At 42.9% G+C, this 25,071-nt stretch carries 27 protein-coding genes, 2 pseudogenes, 1 riboswitch and 1 other annotated feature; of the genes and pseudogenes, 11 read left to right on the forward strand and 18 right to left on the reverse strand.

From position 1 onward, the window contains the following. Positions 1 to 63 precede the first annotated feature (63 nt). Positions 64 to 276, forward strand: coding sequence for a hypothetical protein (locus B9L23_RS16400; protein WP_015864854.1), 213 nt, complete (start codon positions 64 to 66; stop codon positions 274 to 276). Positions 277 to 296: 20 nt separating this feature from the next. Here B9L23_RS16400 and B9L23_RS16405 read toward each other — a convergent pair whose 3' ends face one another. Continuing rightward, a complete protein-coding gene (locus B9L23_RS16405; protein ID WP_015864855.1) occupies positions 297 to 1,925 on the reverse strand; it encodes a putative polysaccharide biosynthesis protein in 1,629 nt (542 codons plus the stop codon). 124 nt (positions 1,926 to 2,049) lie between these two features. Between B9L23_RS16405 and B9L23_RS16410 the strand changes: the two genes are divergently transcribed. Beyond that, a complete protein-coding gene (locus tag B9L23_RS16410; protein ID WP_089098028.1) occupies positions 2,050 to 3,324 on the forward strand; it encodes a BaiN/RdsA family NAD(P)/FAD-dependent oxidoreductase in 1,275 nt (424 codons plus the stop codon). A gap of 9 nt (positions 3,325 to 3,333) precedes the next feature. Here B9L23_RS16410 and B9L23_RS16415 read toward each other — a convergent pair whose 3' ends face one another. From B9L23_RS16415 to B9L23_RS16440, 6 genes are all read right to left on the reverse strand, one after another. After that, the gene (locus B9L23_RS16415; protein ID WP_015864857.1) at positions 3,334 to 3,513 is read right to left on the reverse strand and encodes a sporulation protein Cse60; all 180 of its coding nucleotides are present in this window, start codon (positions 3,511 to 3,513) and stop codon (positions 3,334 to 3,336) included. 254 nt (positions 3,514 to 3,767) lie between these two features. After that, on the reverse strand, positions 3,768 to 4,085 hold the full coding sequence (locus tag B9L23_RS16420; RefSeq protein WP_062755034.1) for a rhodanese-like domain-containing protein: 318 nt from the start codon (positions 4,083 to 4,085) through the stop codon (positions 3,768 to 3,770). Between the two features lie 49 nt (positions 4,086 to 4,134). After that, positions 4,135 to 6,552, reverse strand: a complete 2,418-nt coding sequence (leuS, locus tag B9L23_RS16425) for a leucine--tRNA ligase (RefSeq protein WP_062755036.1) — start codon at positions 6,550 to 6,552, stop codon at positions 4,135 to 4,137. A 72-nt stretch (positions 6,553 to 6,624) separates the two neighbouring features. Then, positions 6,625 to 6,857 (reverse strand) — a binding site (T-box leader). A gap of 206 nt (positions 6,858 to 7,063) precedes the next feature. Beyond that, entirely contained in the window at positions 7,064 to 8,257 is a 1,194-nt protein-coding gene (locus tag B9L23_RS16430) for an MDR family MFS transporter (RefSeq protein WP_089098029.1), read from the reverse strand. Positions 8,258 to 8,356: 99 nt separating this feature from the next. Further along, positions 8,357 to 8,524, reverse strand: a complete 168-nt coding sequence (locus tag B9L23_RS16435; protein WP_062755040.1) for a hypothetical protein — start codon at positions 8,522 to 8,524, stop codon at positions 8,357 to 8,359. A 14-nt stretch (positions 8,525 to 8,538) separates the two neighbouring features. Further along, a complete protein-coding gene (locus B9L23_RS16440; RefSeq protein WP_062755042.1) occupies positions 8,539 to 8,802 on the reverse strand; it encodes a YtzC family protein in 264 nt (87 codons plus the stop codon). Between the two features lie 159 nt (positions 8,803 to 8,961). Between B9L23_RS16440 and mnmL the strand changes: the two genes are divergently transcribed. Continuing rightward, positions 8,962 to 9,924, forward strand: coding sequence for a tRNA modification radical SAM protein MnmL/YtqA (mnmL, locus tag B9L23_RS16445; protein WP_089098030.1), 963 nt, complete (start codon positions 8,962 to 8,964; stop codon positions 9,922 to 9,924). After that, entirely contained in the window at positions 9,921 to 10,493 is a 573-nt protein-coding gene (gene mnmM / locus B9L23_RS16450; protein ID WP_089098031.1) for a tRNA 5-(aminomethyl)-2-thiouridylate-methyltransferase MnmM, read from the forward strand. Before mnmL ends, mnmM begins: the two co-directional genes overlap by 4 nt. 13 nt (positions 10,494 to 10,506) lie before the next feature. On the opposite strand, the gene B9L23_RS16455 is transcribed toward mnmM, so the two are convergent. Together B9L23_RS16455 and B9L23_RS16460 are read right to left on the reverse strand one after the other, a co-directional pair. Further along, the gene (locus B9L23_RS16455) at positions 10,507 to 11,607 is read right to left on the reverse strand and encodes a tetraprenyl-beta-curcumene synthase family protein (RefSeq protein ID WP_062755048.1); all 1,101 of its coding nucleotides are present in this window, start codon (positions 11,605 to 11,607) and stop codon (positions 10,507 to 10,509) included. A 29-nt stretch (positions 11,608 to 11,636) separates the two neighbouring features. Continuing rightward, complete coding sequence (locus B9L23_RS16460; protein ID WP_089098032.1) at positions 11,637 to 12,428, reverse strand: alpha/beta hydrolase; 792 nt, start codon at positions 12,426 to 12,428, stop codon at positions 11,637 to 11,639. A gap of 90 nt (positions 12,429 to 12,518) precedes the next feature. Between B9L23_RS16460 and B9L23_RS16465 the strand changes: the two genes are divergently transcribed. Next, positions 12,519 to 13,037: a gamma carbonic anhydrase gene (locus B9L23_RS16465; RefSeq protein ID WP_062755052.1), complete on the forward strand. Its 519-nt coding sequence runs from the start codon at positions 12,519 to 12,521 to the stop codon at positions 13,035 to 13,037. A gap of 175 nt (positions 13,038 to 13,212) precedes the next feature. On the opposite strand, the pseudogene asnB reads toward B9L23_RS16465, so the two are convergent. Both asnB and metK read right to left on the reverse strand, forming a co-directional pair. Further along, positions 13,213 to 14,590 (reverse strand): annotated as a pseudogene (asnB, locus tag B9L23_RS16470) (asparagine synthase (glutamine-hydrolyzing)). 202 nt (positions 14,591 to 14,792) lie between these two features. Next, positions 14,793 to 16,004 (reverse strand): methionine adenosyltransferase, encoded by a 1,212-nt coding sequence (gene metK / locus B9L23_RS16475; protein ID WP_015864870.1) that lies wholly within the window; start codon positions 16,002 to 16,004, stop codon positions 14,793 to 14,795. 180 nt (positions 16,005 to 16,184) lie between these two features. Continuing rightward, a riboswitch (SAM riboswitch) is annotated at positions 16,185 to 16,299 on the reverse strand. A gap of 185 nt (positions 16,300 to 16,484) precedes the next feature. On the opposite strand from metK, the gene pckA reads away from it, so the two are divergent. Next, complete coding sequence (gene pckA / locus B9L23_RS16480; RefSeq protein ID WP_062755056.1) at positions 16,485 to 18,071, forward strand: phosphoenolpyruvate carboxykinase (ATP); 1,587 nt, start codon at positions 16,485 to 16,487, stop codon at positions 18,069 to 18,071. A gap of 30 nt (positions 18,072 to 18,101) precedes the next feature. On the opposite strand, the gene B9L23_RS16485 is transcribed toward pckA, so the two are convergent. Both B9L23_RS16485 and B9L23_RS16490 read right to left on the reverse strand, forming a co-directional pair. After that, the gene (locus tag B9L23_RS16485; protein WP_015864872.1) at positions 18,102 to 18,344 is read right to left on the reverse strand and encodes a DUF2584 domain-containing protein; all 243 of its coding nucleotides are present in this window, start codon (positions 18,342 to 18,344) and stop codon (positions 18,102 to 18,104) included. Between the two features lie 29 nt (positions 18,345 to 18,373). After that, positions 18,374 to 19,163 (reverse strand): annotated as a pseudogene (locus B9L23_RS16490) (alpha/beta hydrolase family protein). A gap of 104 nt (positions 19,164 to 19,267) precedes the next feature. On the opposite strand from B9L23_RS16490, the gene B9L23_RS16495 reads away from it, so the two are divergent. From B9L23_RS16495 to B9L23_RS16505, 3 genes are read left to right on the forward strand one after another with little or no spacing between them, the layout of a single operon-like run. Continuing rightward, positions 19,268 to 20,266, forward strand: a complete 999-nt coding sequence (locus B9L23_RS16495) for an ABC transporter substrate-binding protein (RefSeq protein WP_089098033.1) — start codon at positions 19,268 to 19,270, stop codon at positions 20,264 to 20,266. A gap of 17 nt (positions 20,267 to 20,283) precedes the next feature. After that, positions 20,284 to 21,057, forward strand: a complete 774-nt coding sequence (locus B9L23_RS16500) for an ABC transporter ATP-binding protein (protein WP_015864875.1) — start codon at positions 20,284 to 20,286, stop codon at positions 21,055 to 21,057. Beyond that, a complete protein-coding gene (locus tag B9L23_RS16505) occupies positions 21,041 to 21,850 on the forward strand; it encodes an ABC transporter permease (protein WP_089098034.1) in 810 nt (269 codons plus the stop codon). The genes B9L23_RS16500 and B9L23_RS16505 overlap by 17 nt, the downstream gene beginning before the upstream one ends. 14 nt (positions 21,851 to 21,864) lie before the next feature. Here B9L23_RS16505 and ytkD read toward each other — a convergent pair whose 3' ends face one another. The 4 genes from ytkD to B9L23_RS16525 form a co-directional block, all read right to left on the reverse strand. After that, on the reverse strand, positions 21,865 to 22,326 hold the full coding sequence (gene ytkD, locus B9L23_RS16510; protein WP_015864877.1) for an RNA deprotection pyrophosphohydrolase: 462 nt from the start codon (positions 22,324 to 22,326) through the stop codon (positions 21,865 to 21,867). Positions 22,327 to 22,412: 86 nt separating this feature from the next. Next, on the reverse strand, positions 22,413 to 22,748 hold the full coding sequence (locus B9L23_RS16515) for a hypothetical protein (protein WP_062755062.1): 336 nt from the start codon (positions 22,746 to 22,748) through the stop codon (positions 22,413 to 22,415). Between the two features lie 70 nt (positions 22,749 to 22,818). Beyond that, a complete protein-coding gene (locus B9L23_RS16520) occupies positions 22,819 to 23,214 on the reverse strand; it encodes a phage holin family protein (RefSeq protein WP_089098035.1) in 396 nt (131 codons plus the stop codon). A 111-nt stretch (positions 23,215 to 23,325) separates the two neighbouring features. Then, positions 23,326 to 23,766: a Dps family protein gene (locus tag B9L23_RS16525; protein ID WP_062755066.1), complete on the reverse strand. Its 441-nt coding sequence runs from the start codon at positions 23,764 to 23,766 to the stop codon at positions 23,326 to 23,328. A gap of 209 nt (positions 23,767 to 23,975) precedes the next feature. On the opposite strand from B9L23_RS16525, the gene ytzI reads away from it, so the two are divergent. Then, entirely contained in the window at positions 23,976 to 24,113 is a 138-nt protein-coding gene (gene ytzI / locus B9L23_RS16530) for a YtzI protein (RefSeq protein ID WP_073967992.1), read from the forward strand. A gap of 33 nt (positions 24,114 to 24,146) precedes the next feature. Here the strand turns inward: ytzI and B9L23_RS16535 are convergent, their stop codons facing one another. Next, on the reverse strand, positions 24,147 to 24,620 hold the full coding sequence (locus tag B9L23_RS16535) for an S-ribosylhomocysteine lyase (protein WP_062755068.1): 474 nt from the start codon (positions 24,618 to 24,620) through the stop codon (positions 24,147 to 24,149). A 158-nt stretch (positions 24,621 to 24,778) separates the two neighbouring features. Here B9L23_RS16535 and yidD point away from each other — a divergent pair, with 158 nt between their 5' ends. Beyond that, entirely contained in the window at positions 24,779 to 25,015 is a 237-nt protein-coding gene (yidD, locus tag B9L23_RS16540; protein WP_041269731.1) for a membrane protein insertion efficiency factor YidD, read from the forward strand. Positions 25,016 to 25,071: the final 56 nt, after the last annotated feature.

Raw genomic sequence — 25,071 nt, forward strand, 5'->3', positions numbered from 1 at the left:
GTCCGCATTCTTCCTATTTCCATACACTATGAAAGAAAAAAGAAGAAAGGAGATTTGCCCATAATGAATTATTATTATCTTCCAGTGACAGATGATTATCGTCAACAACCTACTCAACCTTTTGGCCCAGGCTTCCCAGGAGGTTTCGGAAACATTCAACAGCAACTGAATCGGATCGAACGGACGTTACAGCGTCATGAAGATCGTCTCAATCGCCTTAACCGCCGTTTGCAACGCGTCGAGCGCCGACTTGGGCTTCCTTTTGAACAATTTTAATCTTTTAGAAAAGAAGGCGGCTAAGAGACCGCCTTCTTTTCCTTTCTGCGCTGCAAAAACGCAAATCGATTTCCAAACAGCGAGGCAAGCAGCCCAGACCGTTCGCTGAAAAAGAAATACACCCCAGCGCCGATAAGCGCACTAATCGCAACAATCACGATCGATTCCACTCTTCCGCCATGATAATGCAGCATTGATTTCAAAAGCAGCTGCACAATCGCAACAAATCCTGACATAAGCGCCGTTAATATTCCAATAAAAATCGTGCGGCGCATGACAAACTGATATTGGTAGTTGGTGTATTTTTTAATAATCCATAAATTAAATACAACCGAAACAAAATAACCAGACATCGTCGCAAGTATCGCGCCAATCGTCGCCAATTTTGTGATAAGAAACGTATTGAGTAACAGTTTCACAAAAAGTCCCATCGTTAAGCTGACGACCGAAAAACGTTGTTGATTAATGCCTTGCAGCATCGCCGCTGTCACGGAAAACAATGCGAACAAAATGGCGGTTGGCGCATACCAGCGCAACACTTGCTCTCCAAGCGGATCATAGCTATAAAACGCGGCATAAACTGGTTCTGCAAGAAGTGCCATGCCGACAACGGCAGGCAATGTTAAAAACATGACGACTTGAAACGTTTGGTTTAAATATTTTCGCAACGATCTCCGGTCTTTTTCTACATACGCCTTTGTAATCGTTGGAATCAGCGTCAAACTAAACGATGTCGCGAGCGTTACCGGAATAATGACAAGTTTCTGCGCCCATATATTAAAAATAGAATAAGCATGCTCAGAAATTTTCCCAAGCCCTATGTTCGCCATCGCATGGTTAAAGGTAAACTGATCAATTAACTGGTAAAGCGGCATCGCCAGCCCAACAAAAACGAACGGCGCTGCATACAGAAACAATTCTTTGTACATTTCTTTCAAGGAAAGCGTGACTTGTCCACGATCTCTCTCTAATAAATCATCCAGATACTTCTTTCGTTTCCACCAATACCAAATAAGAATAGCGAGCCCACCGAGTGCGCCGACAAATGCAGCAAACGTTGCCACACTGACTGCCGTAACGAGAGAACCTTCAAATACGCGCAACACAACGTAACAACCGATTAACAAAAAGGTGATGCGGACGATTTGTTCAACTACTTGTGATAGCGCTGTCGGCCCCATCGATTCATGGCCTTGGAAAAAACCGCGGATTAAGCTCATGACCGGAACGATAATAAGCGCAAAACTTACCGCGCGAATAACAGTTACGACGTCATCAGTAGAATTGACGTTCGCACGTTCATCAATCACAAACGGAGCAATCCATGGAGCAATGGTATATAAAACAACACAAGAAACGATGCCGGTAACGATCATTAATCGTAATCCCGATCGAAATAGCACATAACCGACACGATACTCTTCTAAAGCGTTATATTTGGACACAAACTTGGAAACCGCCAGTGGCAGTCCTGCTGTAGCAAGGCTGAGAAAAATTTGGTACGGCACATATCCATATCCGTAAAGCGCACCGCCTTCTTCCCCTACAAGATGATAAAAAGGAATGACATAAATTAAACCGAGAATCCGGGAAATCATAACACCAGCTGTCAGAATAAACGTCCCGCGCAATAATTTTGAGGTAGACATACCATCCCTTCCCTAATTTGATCACATTGAAAATAATAACTATGTTATTTTATCATATTTTTGGTCAGGTCGAGAAAATTTCCCCCGCTCCATTATAATCCAGAAGGAAAGGATAGTGAAGAAGATGACATATGAAGTTGTTGTTATTGGGGGAGGGCCATCGGGATTAATGGCGGCAATTGGCGCTGCGGAACAGGGCGCAAAAGTGCTTCTTATTGAAAAAGGGAACAAGCTCGGGCGGAAGCTTGCCATTTCCGGCGGTGGGCGATGCAATGTAACAAACCGCCTTCCAGTGGAGGAAATTATTAAACATATTCCAGGAAATGGACGGTTTTTATACAGCGCTTTTTCTGAATTTAATAATGAAGATATTATCCGCTTTTTCGAACGGTTAGGCGTACAGTTAAAAGAAGAGGATCATGGCCGCATGTTTCCGGTGACCGATAACGCGCAATCTGTTGTACAAGCGTTAGTAAACGAATTAAAACGGCTGCATGTAGACATTCGGCTCAACACACCGGTTGCCAACGTCGAATACGAGCATGGAAAAACGATCGGCGTAACGCTAAAAACAGGCGAATTTATTGGCGCAAAAGCAGTTGTTGTCGCCGTTGGCGGCAAATCGATTCCGCAAACAGGCTCTACCGGCGATGGCTATGCTTGGGCGGAAAAGGCAGGACATACGATCACCGAACTATTTCCAACCGAGGTTCCGATTACATCAAATGAACCGTTTATTCAAGAGCGGACACTGCAAGGATTGTCGTTGCGCGATGTCGCTTTAAGCGTCCTGAAACCAAACGGAAAACCGATCATTACCCATCGAATGGACATGCTGTTTACCCATTTCGGCATTTCCGGTCCCGCCGCCCTTCGCTGCAGCCAATTTGTCGTAAAAGAGCTGAAAAAGCATGGCAAAGACGCGGTTATGATGAGCATTGACGCACTTCCTGATCAAAATAAGGAAGAGCTGTTTCAGCACATTGCCCATCTATGCAAGGAAGAGCCTAAAAAAGCGATCAAAAACGTGTTGAAAGGCTTGCTACCGGAGCGATATATATTATTTTTACTCGAACAAAGCCATATCGATCCGCAAACACCGGCCGGAATGCTTTCGCACGAAAAAATTCGAACGTTCATTCAACATTGTAAACAATTTACGTTTCACGTTCACGGCACATTGCCGCTAGAAAAAGCGTTCGTCACTGGCGGAGGCGTTTCCGTTAAAGAAATTCATCCGAAAAAAATGGCTTCTAAATTGATGGAGGGGCTTTACTTTTGCGGAGAAATTTTGGACATTCATGGCTATACAGGGGGATATAACATCACAGCAGCCCTTGTCACTGGAAGACTTGCCGGAGTAAACGCAGCCAACCACGCAATCGCTTTACGGACCTAACGGATGGCGTTAGGTCCGATAAATAACCATTGCTGAAAAGCAATAAATTTGCTCTCCTTCGGATTCCATCATCGCAACATTATATTTCACATCAATCAGCTGCCCTTCTTTTAGTCCTGCCAAAAACGCATTCACCGCGCGTTCTAAATCTTTTTCATGCTCTTCATCAAATAATTTTACTTTATACATTTTTTTATTTCCCTTCCTCCCCCATTATGGTTTCCCCTCATTTACTCATTCCATTTACAAAGAGAAATTCCTTCACTTTCCTAAAAATAGAATATCAGCGAAAGAACTCTCCCTAACCTTTCATACATTCTGCCGCATTAAGATTTGTTATATCGTTATATTTCACGTAAACAATTAAAGAAAAAAGCGTTCAGCTATTTCCAGACCAAATAGCCAAACGCTTTTTTTATATCTTCACAAATAATCAATGACCTTTAATATTTTTTCGGAACGGTATCCCCTTCCCATGCCAGCATCCCATCCACCATATTGCGGACATGGTAGCCTAGCTCCTGCAAATAGCGGCAAACCATTTCGCTGCGCCGGCCGGAACGGCAGACGAAAATATATTCTTCCTCTTTATTGAATTCATCGAGCCGGCTTGGAATTTCCCCCATTTTGATATGTTTGGCGCCAGGGATCATGCCAAGCGCCACTTCCTCATCTTCGCGCACATCGACTAAATTTAGTTTTTCACCGCGTTCGAGTTTTTCTTTTACTTCTGCTGCTGTAATTTCTTTAACTTCTCCCATCATCCAATCCCCTTTTCAAACATTTCTCCCTCAAGAAAAGGAGGGGCGATTAGTTTGCGACGATATTCACCAATTTTCCCGGTACAGTAATCACTTTACGCACTGTTTTTCCTGCAATATGTTCTTGAATTTTCTCGTCTTGCATAGCCATCTGTTCAAGCTCTTCTTTTGATAGATCTGCAGGTACACGCAGTTTTGCTCTTACTTTTCCATTTACTTGAACAACAATTTCGACTTCCTCTTCAACTAATTTTGACTCATCATATGTTGGCCATGGTTCGTATGCGATCGTATCATTATGGCCGAGTTTTTGCCATAGTTCTTCCCCAATATGCGGGCAAACCGGTGATAATAGTTTCACAAATCCTTCCATATACTCTTTTGGCAATACCGGCGCTTTATATGCTTCATTAATGAATACCATCAATTGCGAAATCGCTATATTAAAACGAAGCGCTTCATAATCTTCCGTTACTTTTTTCACCGTTTGATGATACACTCGCTCTAGTGTATCTGTTTCTGGATTGTCAACGATTTTCGGATTCAACTCGCCATTTTCACCGACAAACAAGCGCCAAACACGGTCTAAGAAACGGCGCGCCCCGTCTAACCCTTTTGTTGACCATGCGATGGACGCTTCAAGTGGCCCCATGAACATTTCGTATAAGCGGAGCGTATCGGCGCCATGGCTTTCGATAATATCGTCCGGGTTGACGACATTTCCTCTTGATTTACTCATTTTTTCATTGTTTTCCCCAAGAATCATTCCTTGGTTAAATAGTTTTCTAAACGGCTCTTTTGTCGGTACAACGCCAATATCGTATAAAAATTTATGCCAGAAGCGCGCATACAATAAGTGGAGTACAGCATGCTCCGCCCCACCGATATACACGTCAACCGGAAGCCATTTTTTCAATTTTTCCGGATCGGCAAGCTGTTTATCGTTATGCGGGTCAATATAGCGCAAATAATACCAGCAGCTTCCTGCCCATTGCGGCATCGTATTCGTTTCACGGCGTCCTTTTTTTCCTGTTTTCGGATCGACGACATTCACCCATTCTTCGATGTTCGCAAGCGGCGATTCTCCTGTACCCGACGGTTTAATTTGATCCGTTTTTGGAAGCTTTAACGGAAGTTCTTCTTCCGGCACCGGCGTCATGGTACCGTCTTCCCAGTGGATGATCGGGATCGGTTCGCCCCAGTAGCGCTGACGGCTGAACAACCAGTCGCGGAGGCGGTATGTGACTTTCTTTTGCCCTTTTCCATTGGCTTCTAGCCATTCAATCATTTTCTTGATCGCTTCTTCTTTGTTGAGACCGTTTAAGAAATCGGAGTTAATATGTTCTCCGTCGCCCGTATACGCTTCTTTCGCAATATCGCCGCCGGCGACCACTTCTTTGATTGGCAAATTAAATTTTTTCGCAAATTCATAGTCGCGCTCATCGTGTGCTGGCACGGCCATAATCGCGCCCGTACCGTAGCTCATTAACACATAATCAGCAATCCAAATTGGCAGCTTCTCGCCAGTGACCGGATGAATCGCGTATGCACCGGTGAATACTCCTGTTTTTTCTTTCGCCAAATCCGTACGCTCAAGGTCGCTTTTGCTTTTAATTGTATCTAAATATGCCTCTACTGCCGCTTTTTGTTCCGGAGTTGTAATTTTTTCGACAAGAGGATGTTCAGGCGCCAACACGGTATATGTTGCGCCAAACAGCGTATCTGGGCGAGTTGTAAAGACAGTGAACGTTTCATCATGGCCATCAACTTCAAAACGAATTTCTGCCCCTTCTGAGCGCCCAATCCAGTTTCGCTGCATTTCTTTAACGCTTTCCGGCCAATCTAGCTCTTCTAAGTCTTCCAAAAGGCGATCCGCATACGCTGTAATGCGAAGCAGCCACTGTTTCATCGGTTTGCGGATGACTGGATGGCCGCCGCGTTCGCTTTTTCCGTCAATTACTTCTTCATTTGCCAGCACCGTTCCTAGCGCCGGGCACCAGTTGACCGGAACTTCATCCATATAAGCTAATCCTTTTTCATACATCTTTAAGAAAATCCATTGTGTCCATTTATAGTAATTCGGATCGGTCGTATTAATTTCTCGGTCCCAGTCGTACGAAAATCCTAACGATTTAATTTGGCGGCGGAATGTATTAATGTTTTTCTCCGTAAATTCCGCAGGGTCATTTCCAGTATCAAGAGCGTATTGCTCAGCAGGCAATCCGAAAGCGTCCCATCCCATCGGATGAAGCACGTTATATCCTTGCATTCGCTTCATTCGTGCTAAAATATCCGTCGCTGTGTAGCCTTCCGGGTGTCCGACGTGAAGCCCAGCTCCCGAAGGATACGGGAACATATCTAGCACATAAAATTTCGGTTTGTCATCGTCATCGACCGTTTTAAACGTTTTATTTTTTTCCCAGTATTCTTGCCATTTTTTTTCGATTTCCCGATGATTAAAGCTCATTGTCTTTCCTCCTATTCTTTTTTCATATCCATCATTGTTAACGAAAATACGTATGAAAAAACCCCCCATCCCAAAAGGGACGAGAGGTGAAAATTCCCGCGGTACCACCCTTCTTAGCATGCATCAGCGCATGCTCACTCAATATCGTTAACGCAGATTCACGGCGAACATTACGAGGCAACCACACAGCCGCTCATGTTCGCAACTCCAAGGCGAGTTCGTGAACAAACTTCGGTTGACTCGCACCAGCCGTCAACTCTCTGCAGTCCGTTTTGTTCACTACTACTCCTTTTCACCGTTATTTACCGATATTGTTCGTGTATAATATTTTAAAAAATTTGTCGTTTTATTGCAAGTAGGGAAAATAGAGATTGTCAATATCCGCGCGTCGCTTGTGTTATTCATCTATTCTATGCCACATTTCCCGCGGATTCAGCTCATATATGCCGTTTTCGATGAGGATTGTCAACCTCCATATTTTTTCAGATAAAAAATGAAGCAGAGAACATGTCTACCCTACTGTAAGCGTTTGTTTCCCTTTGCTTTGCTTCTTTGGCAAGTTCCGGTCATAGAAGAACGTCGTGACAAGCGAAAGTGCGGAAAAGAAAACAAGTACGGAAAACAGTGGTTTCATGCCAGCGTAATCAGCGATCAACCCGCCAAGCACCGGACCGACCATCCGCCCTGCGGTAGCCGTGCTGTTGACAAATCCTTGGTAAAACCCTTCTTTCCCTGCAGGAGCGAGCTCGCTTGCCACCGTTGGAATCGCCGGCCAGACGATCATCTCCGCCATCGTCAAGACGACCATCGCAACGGCTAATTCCACGAATGAATCTGCTTCTAGCAATAAAGCAAACGAAACGACAAAAATCGCAAACCCGACCAGCATTTGCTTCTTGATATAAGGCATCCATCGCCGGATCACGACAGACAAGAGCGGCTGCACCAATACAATCAGCGCGCCGTTGATTGTCCAAAGGAGACTATATTGCCGCAGCGGAATATGAAGTGTCTGCGTATAAGCAGCAATCGTCGTCGGCCATTGCACATAGCTGATCCAGCATAAAAAATAACCGATACAAAGCGTCACTAGCGCGTACCAATTGGCCCGCGCCTCTCCTTTCACTGCTTCGGCCTCCTTTGATTTTGCCGCTTTGACAGCGCGGACATGACGCAATCCAAACACGATAAGCAAGCAAAAGACGGCGTATAGCAATAAATTGGCAAGGAAAATAAGCGTAAACGAATACGACGCGACTACGCCGCCAAGCGCCGAACCAACTGCCACGCCAATATTTTGCGCGACATAAAGCCCGTTAAATGCCCGTCTTCCGCCCTCTGGCCAAATTGCTCCCGCATACGCAGCCGCTACTGGAAATACAATCCCGCTTCCCATCCCGATGATCGTTAAAAAGATGGCGTAATGCGGCCAGCCATGAAAGAAAACAAGGCCAACAAGCGCGGACATCGTCGCGACAATTCCGATCATCATCGACTTAAAACCGCCAATTTTATCAAACAATAGCCCTCCGGCTAAGTTTCCAACCACGCTTGCTCCGGAATTGAGCATGAGCACCATTCCAGCGACAGAGAGTGATTTGCCAAGCTGCTCATGAACGTAAATCGTATTCATCGGCCATAAAAAAGAAGCCCCTGTCACGTTGATGGCCATGCCGATCATTAATATCCAAAGCGCACGGGGCATATGTAATCCTCCTTCAATATTTGAGTAACAAAGTAAATTGTATGTAGATGGATGAAAAAAGGCAATAAAAAAGCTTGTCGACTTTGTCGACAAGCTTTTTTACTCTTCGACGTGCTGTTTCGATTTTTGCGGCTGCCCGCCTGTTTGTTCGTACGCTTTTTTCGCTTGTTTCACCGGATCAACATCTTTTCCTAATTCGATATCATGATTGTTGATGCCGTTTCTCGTCTTTTGCTCAGGATTGTTTTGTTTGGAACGTTTTTTCACGACGTACGCCCTCCTTAATGATTAAACAAAATCATTTCATTTTGCAATTGTTGAAGCTGCAAACGCATCCGATGCAGCTGCTCGCGCTGTTGCGCATTACAGCTAAGCGCTAAATGCGCCAAATCATTGATTGCGCTCTCTAACATTTGCTGTGCTTGTGTATATTCAAGGTCATTATAATGCTCTTGCTTTTGCGCCTCTGTATATTGCTCTTTTGCATAGCGAATGACATCTTCGCAATGCTGCAAAAATTCATCGACCGATTGCCGCGTTGCCATTATGTTCCCTCCAAGCGTATAATCGTTTGTTTCATCTTTTAATGTGCACATTTCATTTTGCGAATATCACGTTAATGATTGGCAATAGTCGATTTTTCCCGCTAATCATGTTACAATGCTGAAATGATGTTATTTTAAATAAGGAGGCGGCTGTTTGTTTTGAAACAGTTCAACCCATTTCCATATACAAACGATCATAAACGTTACCATACATGGAATTATCATTTACGACAAACGTTTGGCTATAAAGTATTTAAAGTCGCTCTTGATGGCGGTTTTGATTGTCCGAATCGCAATGGGACAGTCGCTTATGGCGGATGTACGTTTTGCAGCGCGGCAGGTTCTGGCGACTTCGCGGGCAATCGTGCTGATGACCTTGTGACTCAATTTAATAACATTAAGGAAAAAATGCATAAAAAGTGGAAGGATGGGAAATATTTAGCTTATTTCCAAGCTTTTACGAATACACACGCTCCCGTAGATGTATTGCGGGAAAAATACGAAACCGTCCTTAACTTAGACGGAGTTGTAGGATTGTCCATTGCGACTCGCCCGGATTGTCTCCCTGATGATGTGGTCGAATATTTGGCCGAATTGAACGAGCGCACTTATTTATGGGTCGAACTGGGCTTGCAAACCGTTCATGAACAGACAGCCATGCTTATTAACCGTGCACATGATTTTGAATGCTTTGTAAAAGGAGTTGAAAAACTTCGCAAACATGGCATTCGCGTTTGTGCTCATATTATTAACGGGCTTCCGCTTGAAGATTACGATATGATGATGGAAACAGCAAAAACAGTGGCAAGCATGGACATTCAAGGGATTAAAATTCACTTGCTTCATTTGTTAAAAGGAACACCGATGGTAAAGCAATATGAAAAAGGGCTAGTCAAATTTTTGTCATTTAAAGAATACGTGAACCTTGTCTGTGATCAGTTAGAAATTTTACCTCCAGAAATGATTGTGCACCGAATTACAGGGGACGGCCCAATCGACTTAATGATCGGTCCAATGTGGAGCGTCAATAAATGGGAAGTATTAAACGCAATTGATGCGGAACTTGAACGCCGCGACAGCTATCAAGGGAAATATTACAAAAAAGAAGTGATGAAACAATGAAATTGGCCAAAATCCTTCCTTTTACCCGAACATTGATGGATCTTGCGGTGAATGAAGGAGATATCGCCGTCGACGCCACGGTCGGAAACGGGCATGACACGCTTTATTTAGCCCAGCGCGTTGGAGAATCTGGACACGTATTTGGGTTTGACATTCAAAAAGAGGCGATTGCGAAAACATCGGCCCGCCTTCAAGAACACAATATGTTAAACCGAGTAACGTTATTTCAAGCAAGCCACGATCAACTGATCGAAAAAATTCCCTCTATTTATCATGGCCGCATCACCGGAGCAATGTTTAATCTCGGCTACTTGCCTGGCGGTAATAAGCGAATCGTAACAAAACCTGATTCAACGATCCGCGCCATTGAGCAATTGATGCAAATTATGGCGAAAGAAGGGATCATCGTTCTCGTTGTTTATCATGGCCATCCGGAAGGCGCCATCGAACGGGATGCGCTTCTTCATTATGTAAAGTCAATGGATCAAAAGAGCGCTCACGTATTAAAATATGAATTCATCAATCAAAAAAACAATCCTCCTTTTATTATTGCCATCGAAAAACGATAAAAAGGCTGTCCCTTTAGGAAAGAGACAGCCTCTTTTGTTTGGAAGATGATAAAAGCTTGTTTTGCCACAGACGATACGCTCTCCCGTTCCAGTAGAAAAACCAAGAATTGATTCCGCCTAAACGAATAAGCTTTTTCGCAAGGCGGCGGAGTTCTTTTTGTTTCTTTACTTTTTCATCCGATAAATATAAACCAAGAAGTCCTCGATGAATGAGACGATGAAACTCCCCATGCGGCAATTGATTCACATGGCGGTCCGCCTCTTCGATAAAATGGCAAAGCCGCTCTAACAAAACGGACTGATCGGGATAATAAAAACAAAAATTTAAATCTCCTCCTAAACGATCTTCTTCTTGATCAATAAAATAATCAAGCAAAATATGCAGCCCTTGAATATAAGGAAAATAACCGTCGCGTATTTGTTTTGCCATTTCCTCATGAAATGTTTCTGTAAACGCATAGGCAACTAAGCAAAAAATGCCCAGCGTAGAACCGGAGCAAGCAGAAAACTCATACCATTCCATTGGTGGAAGCTGATCTTTATATTGTTTAAACCATTTCTCAAGACGCGGTACTCGCTCGTCTACATGCACATGTTTATGTACTTGTAAATCACAATAATATCCAGCTAATTCATGCAAAAACGGAACAATTTTATCGTAATGTGTCACTTTCTTTAAAACACTTTGACATGTTCGTACAAGGTCATGCAAATAGCCACCGTCATCTTGTTCTTGACGATGGCGGTAATAATTCGAAACTTCGGCATCAATCGATAACGCGTCAGGCATCGATTCATGAAGGGCTCGAAAATCAAGCGGATCTAATGAAGTGCTTCGATCACATAAATTATCAAGATAATCGCTGATCGTTTGATAAGCGACAATAAAACGAATACACTCTTCCATTTCCTTCCCTGCTAATAACGATAAAATGGAGCCTCCTTCACAGTGAAACGTTTTTGTTTCAATACTTGCCAACGCTTGTTTTCGAAGTTCCGGGTCTGGAATATTTTGTGCTCTTTGTTTCCAATAGGCTAATTCGCGATGCACTACCGGAAAGACGTCGCGATAGACTTTTTTCATAAGAGTGATCGGATGTGTCGGGATTTTCAACAGGCTCACCTCAGATATGTTTACATTGTCTAGCGATATAGTCGGCATTGTGTATCTAAAAACGATTTTGCATATAAGAAAACATCTTCCCGCTCCGGTTCATTAAAAATTTCATGATATAATTTGTTCCATTCTTTATACATTTTTTCCGATATCGGCAAACGGTCAAACCATTCTTTTACAGCTGTTTTATCGACAATTTTATCGTCCCCGCCTTGCATGAGCAGCAATGGGATATCAGGGAATTTCTGAATACGGCGAGAAGCCAATTCCATCGCCTTTACTAATTCACGATACCAGCGGACAGATACTTTCGTCACATAAAGCTCATCATGTTTATCCGTCTCATGTACTTCTTTATTTCTTGTTGCCAGTTCGACAGACAATCCTGAATCGATCAAAAGGGATGGCGCGATATAATTTAATACTCTTGATAACATATCAAGCCCTTTCGATGGGTACGATACAAGTCCTAAACATGGCGAAGATAAAATAACCCCTTGTACAGAAGGGCGTTTTTCTTGCAATGTACGGATAACAACAAGCCCTCCCATGCTATGTCCAAGAAGGAATACCGGTACATGAAATTGTTTGGCTTCCGTGATCCAATCGGACACCTCATTAATATATTCATCAAACGATTGGATATGTCCACGTTTTCTTCTCGTTGTCCGCCCTTGTCCAGGCAAATCTCCTGCTACAACATGATAACCGCTTTTCACCCACTGCTCGATCAACCATTGATAGCGCCCGTGGTGCTCCGCGGCTCCGTGGACAATCACAACCGTTCCTTTTCCTTCATTTGCCTCCCATTTCCACATCGTCAATCTCCTCCGTTTACGAATCGTGCCACTATCTGTACAATAATAAATAATACTGAACCATTTTATAAAATGAAAGGAAAGAAGCGTATGATTTATCCGTACAAAGGAAAGTCTCCAAAGATCGCTGAATCTGCCTTCATTGCCGATTATGTCACCATTACCGGTGATGTGGTTATCGGGGAAGAAACAAGCATTTGGTTTAATACTGTTATTCGCGGAGATGTCGCTCCAACGATTATCGGCAATCGCGTCAATATCCAAGATAACTCAATTTTACATCAAAGTCCAAACAATCCGCTTATCATTGAAGATGGTGTAACCGTCGGCCATCAAGTCATTTTACATAGCGCCATCATCCGAAAAAACGCTTTAATCGGCATGGGCTCGATTATTCTCGATGGTGCGGAAATTGGCGAAGGAGCGTTTATCGGTGCCGGAAGCCTTGTCCCACAAGGAAAAAAAATTCCGCCGCACACGCTCGCATTTGGCCGTCCCGCTAAAGTCATTCGTGAATTAACTGACGAAGATGTCCGCGAGATGGAGCGAATTCGCCGCGAGTATGTGGAGAAAGGGCAATATTATAAATCGCTGCAGCAAGATAAATGATAATAGGAAACGCCGAGCAGACCGGTTAACATTACGTCGTTGTTATTATGGGATATGACCAAGATGATATTTATTTCACCGGTCCGCTGACTGATGAAATAAAAAAGCATCCAAAGTCGATTTTTTAAGATGTTGGGAGGCAAATAGGAAGACAGGCATCACCCTATCAGCTTGATTAGATAAGCTGGGAATGCCTGTCTTTTTTATATAGGTGAAAAAAATCATACTTTTTTTCAATATAGACTTGATGCCAAATCATAAATACTAGCACCGTCCAAATTTTGCGGCTATGATCCGCTTTATTGGCACAATGCTCTTCTAACAAGCGATATAACACATCTTTATGGAATAAATGATCGGTTTCACTTTCCTTGATGATTGTTTTTGCCCAATCATGCATTTCATTTTTAAGCCAATGGCGAATCGGCACTGGGAAGCCAAGCTTTTTGCGGTGAAGAACATGATCGGGAACAATGCCTTCTGCCGCTTTGCGCAAAATGTATTTCGTCGTATTATTAGCCGTTTTCATTTCCGGCGGAATTTTTGCCGCCACTTCAAAGACGGCCTTGTCTAAAAATGGGACGCGCAATTCCAACGAATGGGCCATCGTCATTTTGTCGGCCTTTAACAAAATATCTCCGCGCAACCATGTGTGAATATCAATATATTGCATCCGATTCATCGGTGGATAATGGGTTGTCTCTTCATAAAACGGACGAGTAATCTTCGTATATTCCAACCCATGTTTGTAAGATTTCAACAAACCTTGCTTTTCTTCTTCACTATACATTTTCGCATTTCCAATGTAACGTTCTTCCATCGGAGTTAATCCGCGTTCGATAAAGCTTTTTCCTTTGACACCTTCTGGAAGCATATGGGCAATGACGCGCAATGCGGATTTTACCGGGTTAGGGATCCGTTCAAACACTTTTAATGACTGTGGTTCGCAATAAATATTGTACCCTCCAAATAACTCATCTGCTCCCTCTCCAGAAAGAACAACCGTTACATGCTTTCTCGCTTCACGGGCGACGAAATAAAGCGGAACAGCTGCTGGATCGGCAAGCGGATCATCCATATGCCACATAATTTTCGGCAATTCTTCCATGTACTCTTCTGGTGAAATGACGTAGCTAATGTTTTCGACACCTAATTTTTCCGCTGTTTCTTCCGCAACAGTAATTTCGCTAAACCCTTCCCATTCAAAACCAACCGAAAAAGTTTTGATGTTCGGATGAAACTGCTTCGCAATCGAAGCAATCAGCGAAGAATCGATTCCGCCCGATAAAAATGAACCAACCGGCACATCACTGCGCATATGTACGCGTACAGATCCAATACCGCTCATTTTCGTAAGAAAGCGGCTGATGACCTGCTTCTAAATCAATGATGCTTAAGCGGCGGAACCCGAAATGGACATATTCATCAAAATAGTATCCATGATCGTCCGGACCACGATGTGTAATCATATCATTCATCTCTTCGAACGTTTTCTGCCATTGTTCGTCTGGCATTTTCGGCTCATCATGAACGCATCCGATAAACCCACACATGTTTTGTTTCACCTGTTCCTTTTATATTTACCCTATTGGTTATACCATACATAATAGGAATATAACATTTCGTTTACTCTTTTGAAACAAATTGTTGCCAATCTTTTCTGTAGATCAGTCGAAGCAGATGCTTTTTCGTTGCGTTTGCCCTTGATTTTGCCAAAAAAAGAGAGCTACATAACGTAACTCCCTTTTCTGTTTGTTATTGCTTTGCTAACGCAAGAGCTTGCTCTTTCAATGTTTCCGCTTTATCAGTGCGCTCCCATGGAAGATCGATGTCCGTGCGTCCGAAATGGCCATAAGCCGCTGTTTGTTTATAAATTGGGCGGCGCAAATCTAACATTTTAATAATGCCAGCAGGACGAAGATCAAAATTGTTGCGCACCACTTCAATTAAAATATCTTCGGATACTTTTCCGGTCCCGAATGTATCAATGGAAATGGAAACTGGTCTTGCAACACCGATCGCATATGCCAACTGCACTTCACATTTATCCGCAAGTCCTGAAGCAACAATGTTTTTCGCTACATAACGCGCTGCATAGGCTGCGGAGCGGTCTACTTTTGTCGGATCTTTACCAGAAAACGCACCGCCGCCATGGCGAGCATAACCGCCATATGTGTCAACGATAATTTTCCGTCCTGTTAAGCCAGCGTCGCCTTGAGGTCCGCCGATGACGAAACGGCCTGTCGGGTTAATAAAATATTTTGTGTTTTCATCGATCAGTTCTGCTGGTACAATCGGCTTAATGACATGTTCTTTAATATCGCGCTCAATTTGTTCTTGTGTAATTTCCGGATGATGTTGCGCTGATACAACGATCGTATCGATACGCACTGGTTTTCCATTTTCATCGTATTCTACTGTTACTTGTGTTTTACCATCTGGACGCAAATATGGCAAAATGGCTTCTTTCCGCACTTCTGACAAACGGCGTGCCAAACGATGCGCTAACGAAATCGGAAGCGGCATTAATTCTTTCGTTTCATTGCAAGCAAATCCAAACATTAACCCTTGGTCTCCAGCACCGATCGCTTCAATTTCCTCGTCAGTCATCTGACCTTCGCGGGCTTCTAACGCCTTATCGACTCCCATTGCGATATCTGGAGACTGTTCGTCAATCGATGTCAATACAGCACAAGTATCGGCATCAAAACCATATTTCGCACGAGTATAGCCAATTTCGCGAACCGTATCGCGGACGATTTTCGGGATATCTACATATGTTGATGTCGTAATTTCTCCACTTACGAGCACAAGCCCTGTTGTAACGCTCGTTTCGCATGCGACGCGAGCATTCGGATCCTTCTCTAAAATGGCATCTAAAATGGCATCGGAAATTTGGTCACAAATTTTGTCAGGATGACCTTCCGTTACAGATTCCGAAGTAAATAAACGTCTTTTTTTTGACATTCGTCAGTTTCCTCCTCTTTTCATAATCGAACGTCTAAATATTGTATTCTTGCAAACTGCAGATGATACGGTACTCATTCCCTTTTATTATAGCTTTTATATATCTTGACACATAGACATATAAAAAAACCTTTCCTGTAATTTTGAGGAAAGGTCATTGCAATCATATTGCTCCTTTCACTCTTATCGCTCAAGGACGTTGCCTTGCCACAGGTTAGCACCATTTCACACATTTCCAGTTGTGACGGTTGCTGGGTTTCATCGGGCCTGTCCCTCCACCGGCTCGGGATAAGAGTATCCGTTCAATGAGTTATCATATCGTAATTAAATAAAGAAAGTCAACAAAATTAGACAATTTTTTTATGAACAAAAATGAGAAAAATAAAAGAAAAGAAATTGTCACAAATAGTATGGACTAATAATAAAAATGTGTTATACTATTTTAAGGAGACCATTTCAATAAAAAGGAAGGTTTTGTACATGGGAGTCGCTAATATGACAAGTAAACTTACCACATTATTACAACAGCCAAATGTGTTTCATAATTTATCGGTAGCACAGCTTGTAGAAAAAGTGTTGCAACGAAATGAAGGTCGGTTGACAGCTACCGGAGCAGTTGCGGTAACGACAGGAAAATATACAGGTCGCTCTCCAAAAGATAAATACATTGTAGAAGAAGCTTCGACGAAATCAAAAATCGATTGGGGGACGACGAACCAGCCGATTTCTGAAGAAGTTTTCGAAAACTTATACAATAAGGTAATTGACTATTTAATGAAAAAAGATGAAATATTTGTTTTTAAAGGATTTGCCGGCGCTGATCCCAAATACCGCTTACCTATCCAAGTCATTAATGAATTTGCGTGGCAAAATTTATTTGCACATCAACTATTTATTCGCCCAACAGCGGAAGAACTGCAAACACACAAAGCGGAATTCACCGTTATTTGCGCACCAAACTTTAAAGCAGATCCTGCCGTTGATGGAACAAGATCGGAAACATTTATCATTATTTCTTTTGAACGGCGGATCGTGTTAATCGGTGGCACAGAATATGCTGGCGAAATGAAAAAATCGATTTTCACTGTGATGAATTATCTGCTCCCAGAACAAGGAATTTTATCGATGCATTGTTCGGCAAACGTCGGTAAAGAAGGGGATGTCGCATTATTCTTTGGTCTATCCGGCACGGGAAAAACGACGCTTTCCGCCGATCCAAACCGCCGTCTTATTGGTGATGACGAACACGGCTGGTCCAACCGCGGCATCTTTAATATCGAAGGCGGTTGCTATGCAAAATGCATCAATTTATCACGGGAAAAAGAACCGCAAATTTTTGATGCGATCGGATTCGGTGCGGTGCTCGAAAACGTTATTATCGATGAGCATACAAGACTGCCTAATTATGATGACGCTACGTTAACGGAAAATACCCGCGCTGCTTACCCTATTCAAGCGATTAGCAATATCGTTGATCCGAGCATCGCTGGTCATCCGTCGACGATTATTTTCTTAACGGCAGACGCATTCGGAGTATTGCCGCCGATTAGCAAGCTAACGCGCGAACAAGCGATGTATCATTTCTTAAGCGGCTATACGAGCAAGCTGGCGGGTACAGAACGCGGCATCACTTCTCCGCAAGCGACATTCTCTACTTGCTTTGGAGCTCCGTTTTTACCGCTTCCAGCTGTGCAATATGCGGAAATGCTCGGTAAAAAAATCGTTGAACATAACGTGCGAGTGTTCCTCGTTAACACAGGATGGACAGGTGGAGAATACGGAGTCGGCAGCCGCATAAAGCTTGCCTATACCCGTGCAATGGTGCAAGCAGCTGTCGAAGGAGAACTCGACAATGTCGAAACAGTGAAGGACCCTATTTTCGGTTTAGAAATTCCGATTCATATTCCTGGTGTACCAGATGAAGTGCTGCAGCCAAAAAATACATGGGCCGATAAGCAAGCATATGAACAAAAAGCAAAAGAACTTGCCGCAAAATTCCGGGAAAACTTTCAAAAGTTTAAACATATCGCTCCGGAAATCGAAGCGCTGGGCGGTCCAATCGTATAACTTCCAAGGAGGGAATCATTCCCTCCTTTTTTAGTTTATCGAATGCAACGAAATCAGCTCATACGTTACAATCGTCTGATTGTTGGCAAGTTCCAACTTTTTTACCACTGCTTGGCCGCTCGCTTCGCTTTGCAACGTTCTTCTCACTTCAAGCGGAATATCGATCGGATAAATACGATACCCTTCCTTTTCTAGAATAAATAGATTGTCTTTCACTCGCTTTTCCTTGCCTTTTGTCACAATGAGTGTTTGAAATTCCAGCGGCATGCCCATTGAAACACACCCCTTTTCTTTTTATCGTATCATACATTTGGTTGTCGTTTCATCCATTCCGTTAACCGACGAACTGTTTCGCGGTTATCTTTCGGTGGAAAGTAATGAGTAAAGTTTGGAAAATACCATGCCGTCACTTGTTTATTTGCCTCTTTTAGTCTTTTTTCAAGGCGATACGCGTGTTCAATCGAAACGTTTCGATCTTTCTCTCCATGAATGATTAACACAGGGGCTTGAATCTTTTCGATCTCATACAATGGGGGTTCGCCACCGGTAGCGCTCTGGATATTTCGTTGGCGTTCCGCCTATTACCCGTTTCATCATTCTCCGCAAATCTTCTCGCTCCCAATATGTCAATGCAATATCAGATACTCCGCCCCAGACGACGACAGAACAAACCGCAGGCTCCAAAATCGCTGTATGAAGCGCCATCGCTCCGCCGCGAGAAAAGCCAAATACGTGAATGCGTTTTGTATTCACCCAGGGATGCTGCTGCAAAAGGCGGAAACTTGCGAGGGCGTCATACCGATCTTCCCCCACAAAATCTTCATTTCCTTCTCCCCCTTGATTTCCTCGATAAAATGGCGCCATGACAACAAATCCGTACGAAGCAAACTGTGTAATGCGAGATAGGCGCACTTGCCCGACGTTTTTAATTCCGCCGCGCAAGTATAAAAAACCATCGTATATTCCAGGTGTTTTCGGCTGGGCCAAAAAACCTTTAATTTTCAGCCCTTGACATAAATACGTGACGAGAAATACATCCACATGCGGGTTGGGGGAAGGAAATCTATATTGATCCACGATATATCCGTCCATCTCCATATATTTCTTCCTTTCCATTAGGCATTCACACATTTTTGTCTTGCGCATACGATAAGGTGAAGTAAGTTTCATTTCACCTTTCCAAGGAGGTTCCCTGCATGAAAAAGATTGCTATGATATCGCTTTTTCTCTTCCTTCTTATTATTCCGCTAGCTGCTTGCAACAAGCAAACGAAGGAAGAAATAAAGACAGTACGTGTTGCGGAAGTAACTCGTTCGATTTTCTATGCCCCGCAATATGTTGCCCTATCGAAAGGATTTTTTAAAAACGAAGGATTAAAGGTCGAACTCACCACAACATGGGGCGGCGATAAAACGATGACAACTCTTCTTTCGGGAGGAGCCGATATCGCCCTCGTCGGTTCAGAAACATCCATTTATGTCTACAGCCAAGGAACAAATGATCCAGTCATTAACTTCGCGCAGTTGACGCAAACGGACGGAACTTTTCTTGTCTCCCGCAATAAAATTGAAAACTTTACTTGGGACCAACTTAAAGGTAGCACATTTCTTGGCCAGCGCAAAGGCGGTATGCCGCAAATGGTCGGAGAGTTTGTCTTGAAAAAGCATGGCATCGATCCACATAAAGATTTAAAGCTAATTCAAAACGTCGATTTTGCTAATATCGCGAACGCATTTGCCAGCGGTACAGGTGATTTCGTCCAACTATTTGAACCAACAGCAAGCATTTTCGAACAGGAAGGCAAAGGGTATATTGTCGCATCATTTGGCACGGAATCCGGCCACGTCCCGTATACGACTTTTATGGCAAAACAAAGCTTTATTAAAAACAACAAAGATACGATCGAAAAATTCACACGCGCACTTTATAAAGCCGAGCAATGGGTGGAAACACATAGCGCAGCAGAAGTGGCAAAAGCAATTCAGCCTTACTTTAAAGATACGGATATTCAAATTATCGAAAAAGTCGTCGATCGTTATAAAAGCCAAGGGACATATGCGACAAATCCGATTCTTGACAAAGAAGAATGGAATAATTTGCAAAACATTATGGACGAAGCGGGTGAATTGCCAAAACGCATCGATCATGAAACACTTGTCGATAATTCATTCGCGGAAAAAGTGATGTCCAAATAACGAAAGCGGGTGAAAATATGAGTTTTTTAGCCGTTGACCGCGTTTCCCACACATATTTTACGGAAAAAACAGCCGTTATCGCCCTTGAAAATATATCGTTTACAGTAGAGAAAGGGGAATTTGTCTCCTTTCTCGGCCCTAGCGGCTGTGGCAAAACAACGTTGCTTTCGATTATCGCCGCATTAATCCAGCCGACAGAAGGAGCGGTTTTCGTCGAAGGAAAAGAATTGGACCGCGCTCATCCAACAGCTGGATACATGTTGCAGCAAGACTATTTATTTCCTTGGAAAACGATTGAGGAAAACATTTTGCTTGGCTTAAAAATCATGGGAACATTGACGGAAGAAACAAAAAAACGGGCGCTGGATTTGCTTGCCTACATCGGTTTAAAAGGGGTCGAAACACATTATCCAAATCAGCTCTCAGGCGGTATGCGTCAGCGCGTCGCACTCGTAAGAACTCTTGCGACAGACCCAAAAATGTTACTTTTGGATGAACCGTTTTCCGCTCTCGATCACCAAACGAAATTAAAACTGGAAGAGTTAGTGTGGCAAACACTAAAGGATTACGGAAAAACTGCGCTTCTTGTTACGCATGATATCAGTGAAGCGATTGCGATGAGCGACCGTATTTTTCTGTTTTCCGCAAAACCAGGGCGAATCGCGCGCATCTTTATTGTTCCCGATGAATTGCGCCGTTTATCTCCATTTGCGGCACGTCAGCACCCGCAATTTTCCTCGCTATTCCAATCCATTTGGAAGGAGCTTGATCAACTTGAAACAAACAAATGAACACGTTCGTTCTCTTCATCAGCAGTACATCGCCACATTGAAAAAAGAAAAGCGGCTCATCCGCTTTTTTCAGTTCATTATCTTTGTCTCCTTTTTCCTGCTATGGGAGGCGGCAAGCAGATATAACTGGGTCGACCCGCTTTTGTTCAGCTCTCCGTCAGCGATTTGGAACTTATTTGCTCAAAAGATTGCGGATCACTCTCTTATTACCCATACGCTCGTCACGTTGTTTGAAACCGTATTAGGATTTATTATCGGCACGTTGGCAGGCGCATGCTTGGGCGCTCTCCTATGGTGGTTTCCGCGCCTATCGAAAACGCTCGATCCATATTTAGTCGTATTTAATGCCATGCCAAAAGTAGCGCTCGCTCCCATTCTCATCGTCGCGCTCGGTCCGGGATTTACTTCGATTATCGCAATGGGAGTCATTATCTCTGTCATCATCACGACGATCGTCGTTTATTCTGCCTTTCAAGAAGTGGATGCCAACTATCTCAAAGTGCTAAAAACATTCGGCGCTACCCGCTACCAATGCTTCAAAGAAGCGGTATTGCCGTCATCGTTTCCTACCATTATTTCTACGTTAAAAGTCAATGTCGGTTTATCGTGGGTCGGAGTCATTACCGGCGAATTTCTTGTCTCGAAACAAGGGCTTGGCTATATGATTATTTACGGGTTCCAAGTTTTTAACTTTACGCTTGTCTTAATGAGCCTGCTTGTCATTGCGCTTTTATCGACCATTATGTATCAAGCTGTCAGCATCATCGAAAAAAAATTAATGAAACATCGCTAGAGACGTTCACCGCGTTATAAAGAACGTCTCTTTATTTCTTCTAACACTAAGCGCAACACATCATCTTTCATAATAAAGCTGAACCGATCGTCCGACCGAATATGTTCCGGCAACTCCGGAAACAACACCGGACCGTTTGTTTCTAAATAAGAAGGCTGCTTAACCATCGCTGCAATTTCCGCAAAGTATATATTTTTTATGATGGACGGTTCTACTTTATATTGGCCAATATACGTTAACGAACCGACAATTCCCCCCGTTTCTTCTTTCACTTCACGAACCGCAGCTTGTTCCGGCGTTTCTCCCTTTTCCACTTTCCCGCCTGGGAACTCTAATCCTCGCTGTGAATGATTCGTCAACAACCATTGCCCTTGATAGCGGCAAACCATCCACACATGGCCGGGGGATGGGGAAAATGGATGATCAGCAAACGATAACCAAACACGATTCCCGTAGTAATCCAAAAACGTATACATGATTCCATACCCTCATTCCATTTTTCTCTCTATTTATTATACTGACAAATGACATAACAAAAAAAGCCGCCAACATGGTTGGCAGCTCATTTATCTTTTGTCTCCTCCGAGAGAATGCCAAGCGAACGAATATGTTCCTTTGCTTCTTCGTTGCCAAGCTTATAAATGAGTTGATAAATTTTCGTTAGCGTTTCATCATAAGCATCGTTTTGACGATCATAATGATATTGAACATATGGAACGTGAGCGCGCCAAAACGCTTGCCAATCTGTAGAATAGTTTTGATCAAAGTACTCACGCAATTGAATAATTTCGTCATCTGTAGCTTCAATTTGAAAATCCCAAGGGGAAGCGGTTTTTACTTGCGAAATTTCTCCCGTCGCGATCGACACATAATAGGTTTTTTTTTGCTGTTCCGCCACACTTGTCATCTCCTTATGATCACTTTCTTTATGTTTAGTGTGGGTGAATGGAAAAAAATTATGCTAAAAATTAGTTCATCTCGTCTTTAAAAAGTTCGATCGCTTTCCTTAAAAAGGATGGAATCGGAACACCTGCTCTTCCTGCATTTTCAACAATGGAGATGAATTCATTTGTGATATAAAAAAAGATAATCGCATCACGAATAAAATGATTGTTCCAGCCAATCGCGATCTCTAATAAATGGGAAACAGCCACTAAAACAAAAATAAGCAGCTTACGGACAATGCCGCGAAATCCGACTTGACTTGACAATCTTCCTTCAATAGCGCTAGCGATCAGTCCTGTTACATAGTCTGCTATCACAAAACAAAGTAAAATCATTACCAATGAGTCCATGCTTCCAATTAGAAATGAAACGAACGACCCAACTAACGAAATGCCAAACATCGACGCATACTTTTGCATCCTCTCTCCTCCTGTGAATAAGCATTATTATGATATGCGCAAAGGAGGAAAGAGGCATAGACAACCTCCTACAAAAAAATCACTCCTTCGTCATCGAAGGAGTGATTCATTTTATCGGTCAAGAAACGATTTTAACATCCATACATGTTTTTCTAAGCTTTGATGAATCCCAAGCAACATATCGCCTGTTGTTTCATCTCCGACTTCCTCGGCAACTTGCATTCCTTCTTTTAATTCTCCGATCATTGTTTCAAAATCGCTCACAATGGTTGCGACCATTTGTTCCGCTGTTTCTTGCCCAGTCGCTTCTTTTACGGATGATTGTTCAAGACATTCTTTCATCGTAGCGACCGGCGCTCCGCCAAGCGCGAGAAGACGTTCCGCCAACTCGTCAATATGTAACGCTGCCTCATTGTACAATTGTTCAAATTTCTCATGAAGCGTAAAAAATTGCGGACCTTTGACATACCAATGATAATTATGGAGCTTAATGTAAAGAACACTCCAGTTGGCAATTTGCTTGTTTACAATGTCTGTTAATTGTTTGGACATATCCTCATTCCTCCTCTAATATGAATGTGTACAATTGGATAACCTTGAGATATATTCATAATCAAACTATATTATTTGCTATTACCTAACACATATTCATTACCAATAATCACCAAAATTGTGCCTGTTATTTATCCATTCGTGCAAAGTGTCATCTCACCAATACGATGATAATGTGTTACAATGGAAAGAAAAAAGGTGAATTAGCGATGTATTTGACTTTAGTGGCATCACTGATCATTGCTGCGCTCATTCTTGCTTTAACCTTGATTGCTACATCAAAAGCATATAAGTACAAACACACAATCGACCCGCCTTCTGAAAAGGATCATTCGCAAAATGAATAAGGTTATCATCAATATAATGATAGCCTTTCCACTTTATCCAAATACTTTCTTTAACTCCTCTTTATCATGCTCTAGCCAGAAACGCATGAGCCGCTTTGCCCCTTCGAGGTCGTGCAGCTTCGCTTGCCCGCATTGCCGCTCTGTCGCTGCTGGGACTTCAGTCGCGTTTAGCGCATCTTTCATCGTTTCCTCAAGCAAATCAATGATTTCATCCACTGTCGGCGATCCGCTCACAACAAGATAAAATCCTGTTTGGCAGCCCATCGGCGAAATATCAATAATATCAAAGTGATCATACTTTTCCGCATGTTTACGAATGGTGTAAGCTAATAAATGTTCCAGCGTATGAATCGCATCTGGCTTCATCGCCTGTTTGTTCGGCTGGCAAAAACGAATATCGAATTTATTCACAACTCCATCGCTTCCGACTTTATGAACACCACAATGTCTCACATACGGCGCTTTCACAGCGCAGTGGTCCAATTCAAAGCTTTCTACTGAAGGCATACAAATCACTCCTACTTCATTTTCTCTTTTCATCATACACTGAAATTCGATTTTTTTCATCTTTTTTACATCATTAGTTGCGAGACACAATATACGTATTTGTTTCACATTTATGATACATTATTAACGAAATCATTTATTGATTGGGTGTATGGGAAGTGGTGAAAAAATTATTGATTTCCTTCATCCGTTTTTACCAAATTTTCATTTCTCCGTTAAAGCCGCCGACATGCCGGTTTTATCCAACCTGCTCGCACTATGGTCTAGAAGCGGTGAAACGGTTTGGCGCCATTAAAGGCGGATGGCTGACAATAAAGCGAATTTTAAAGTGCCACCCGTTTCATCCCGGTGGATTCGACCCCGTTCCCGAGAAGCAGGAAAACGGCAAATCGTAAGCAGCGATTTTTTGTCAGCAATATACTCGAACGAGAAAGCTATCGGGCAGCATTAG

The organism is Parageobacillus galactosidasius (assembly GCF_002217735.1).
Taxonomy (GTDB): Bacteria; Bacillota; Bacilli; order Bacillales; family Anoxybacillaceae; genus Parageobacillus_B; species Parageobacillus_B toebii.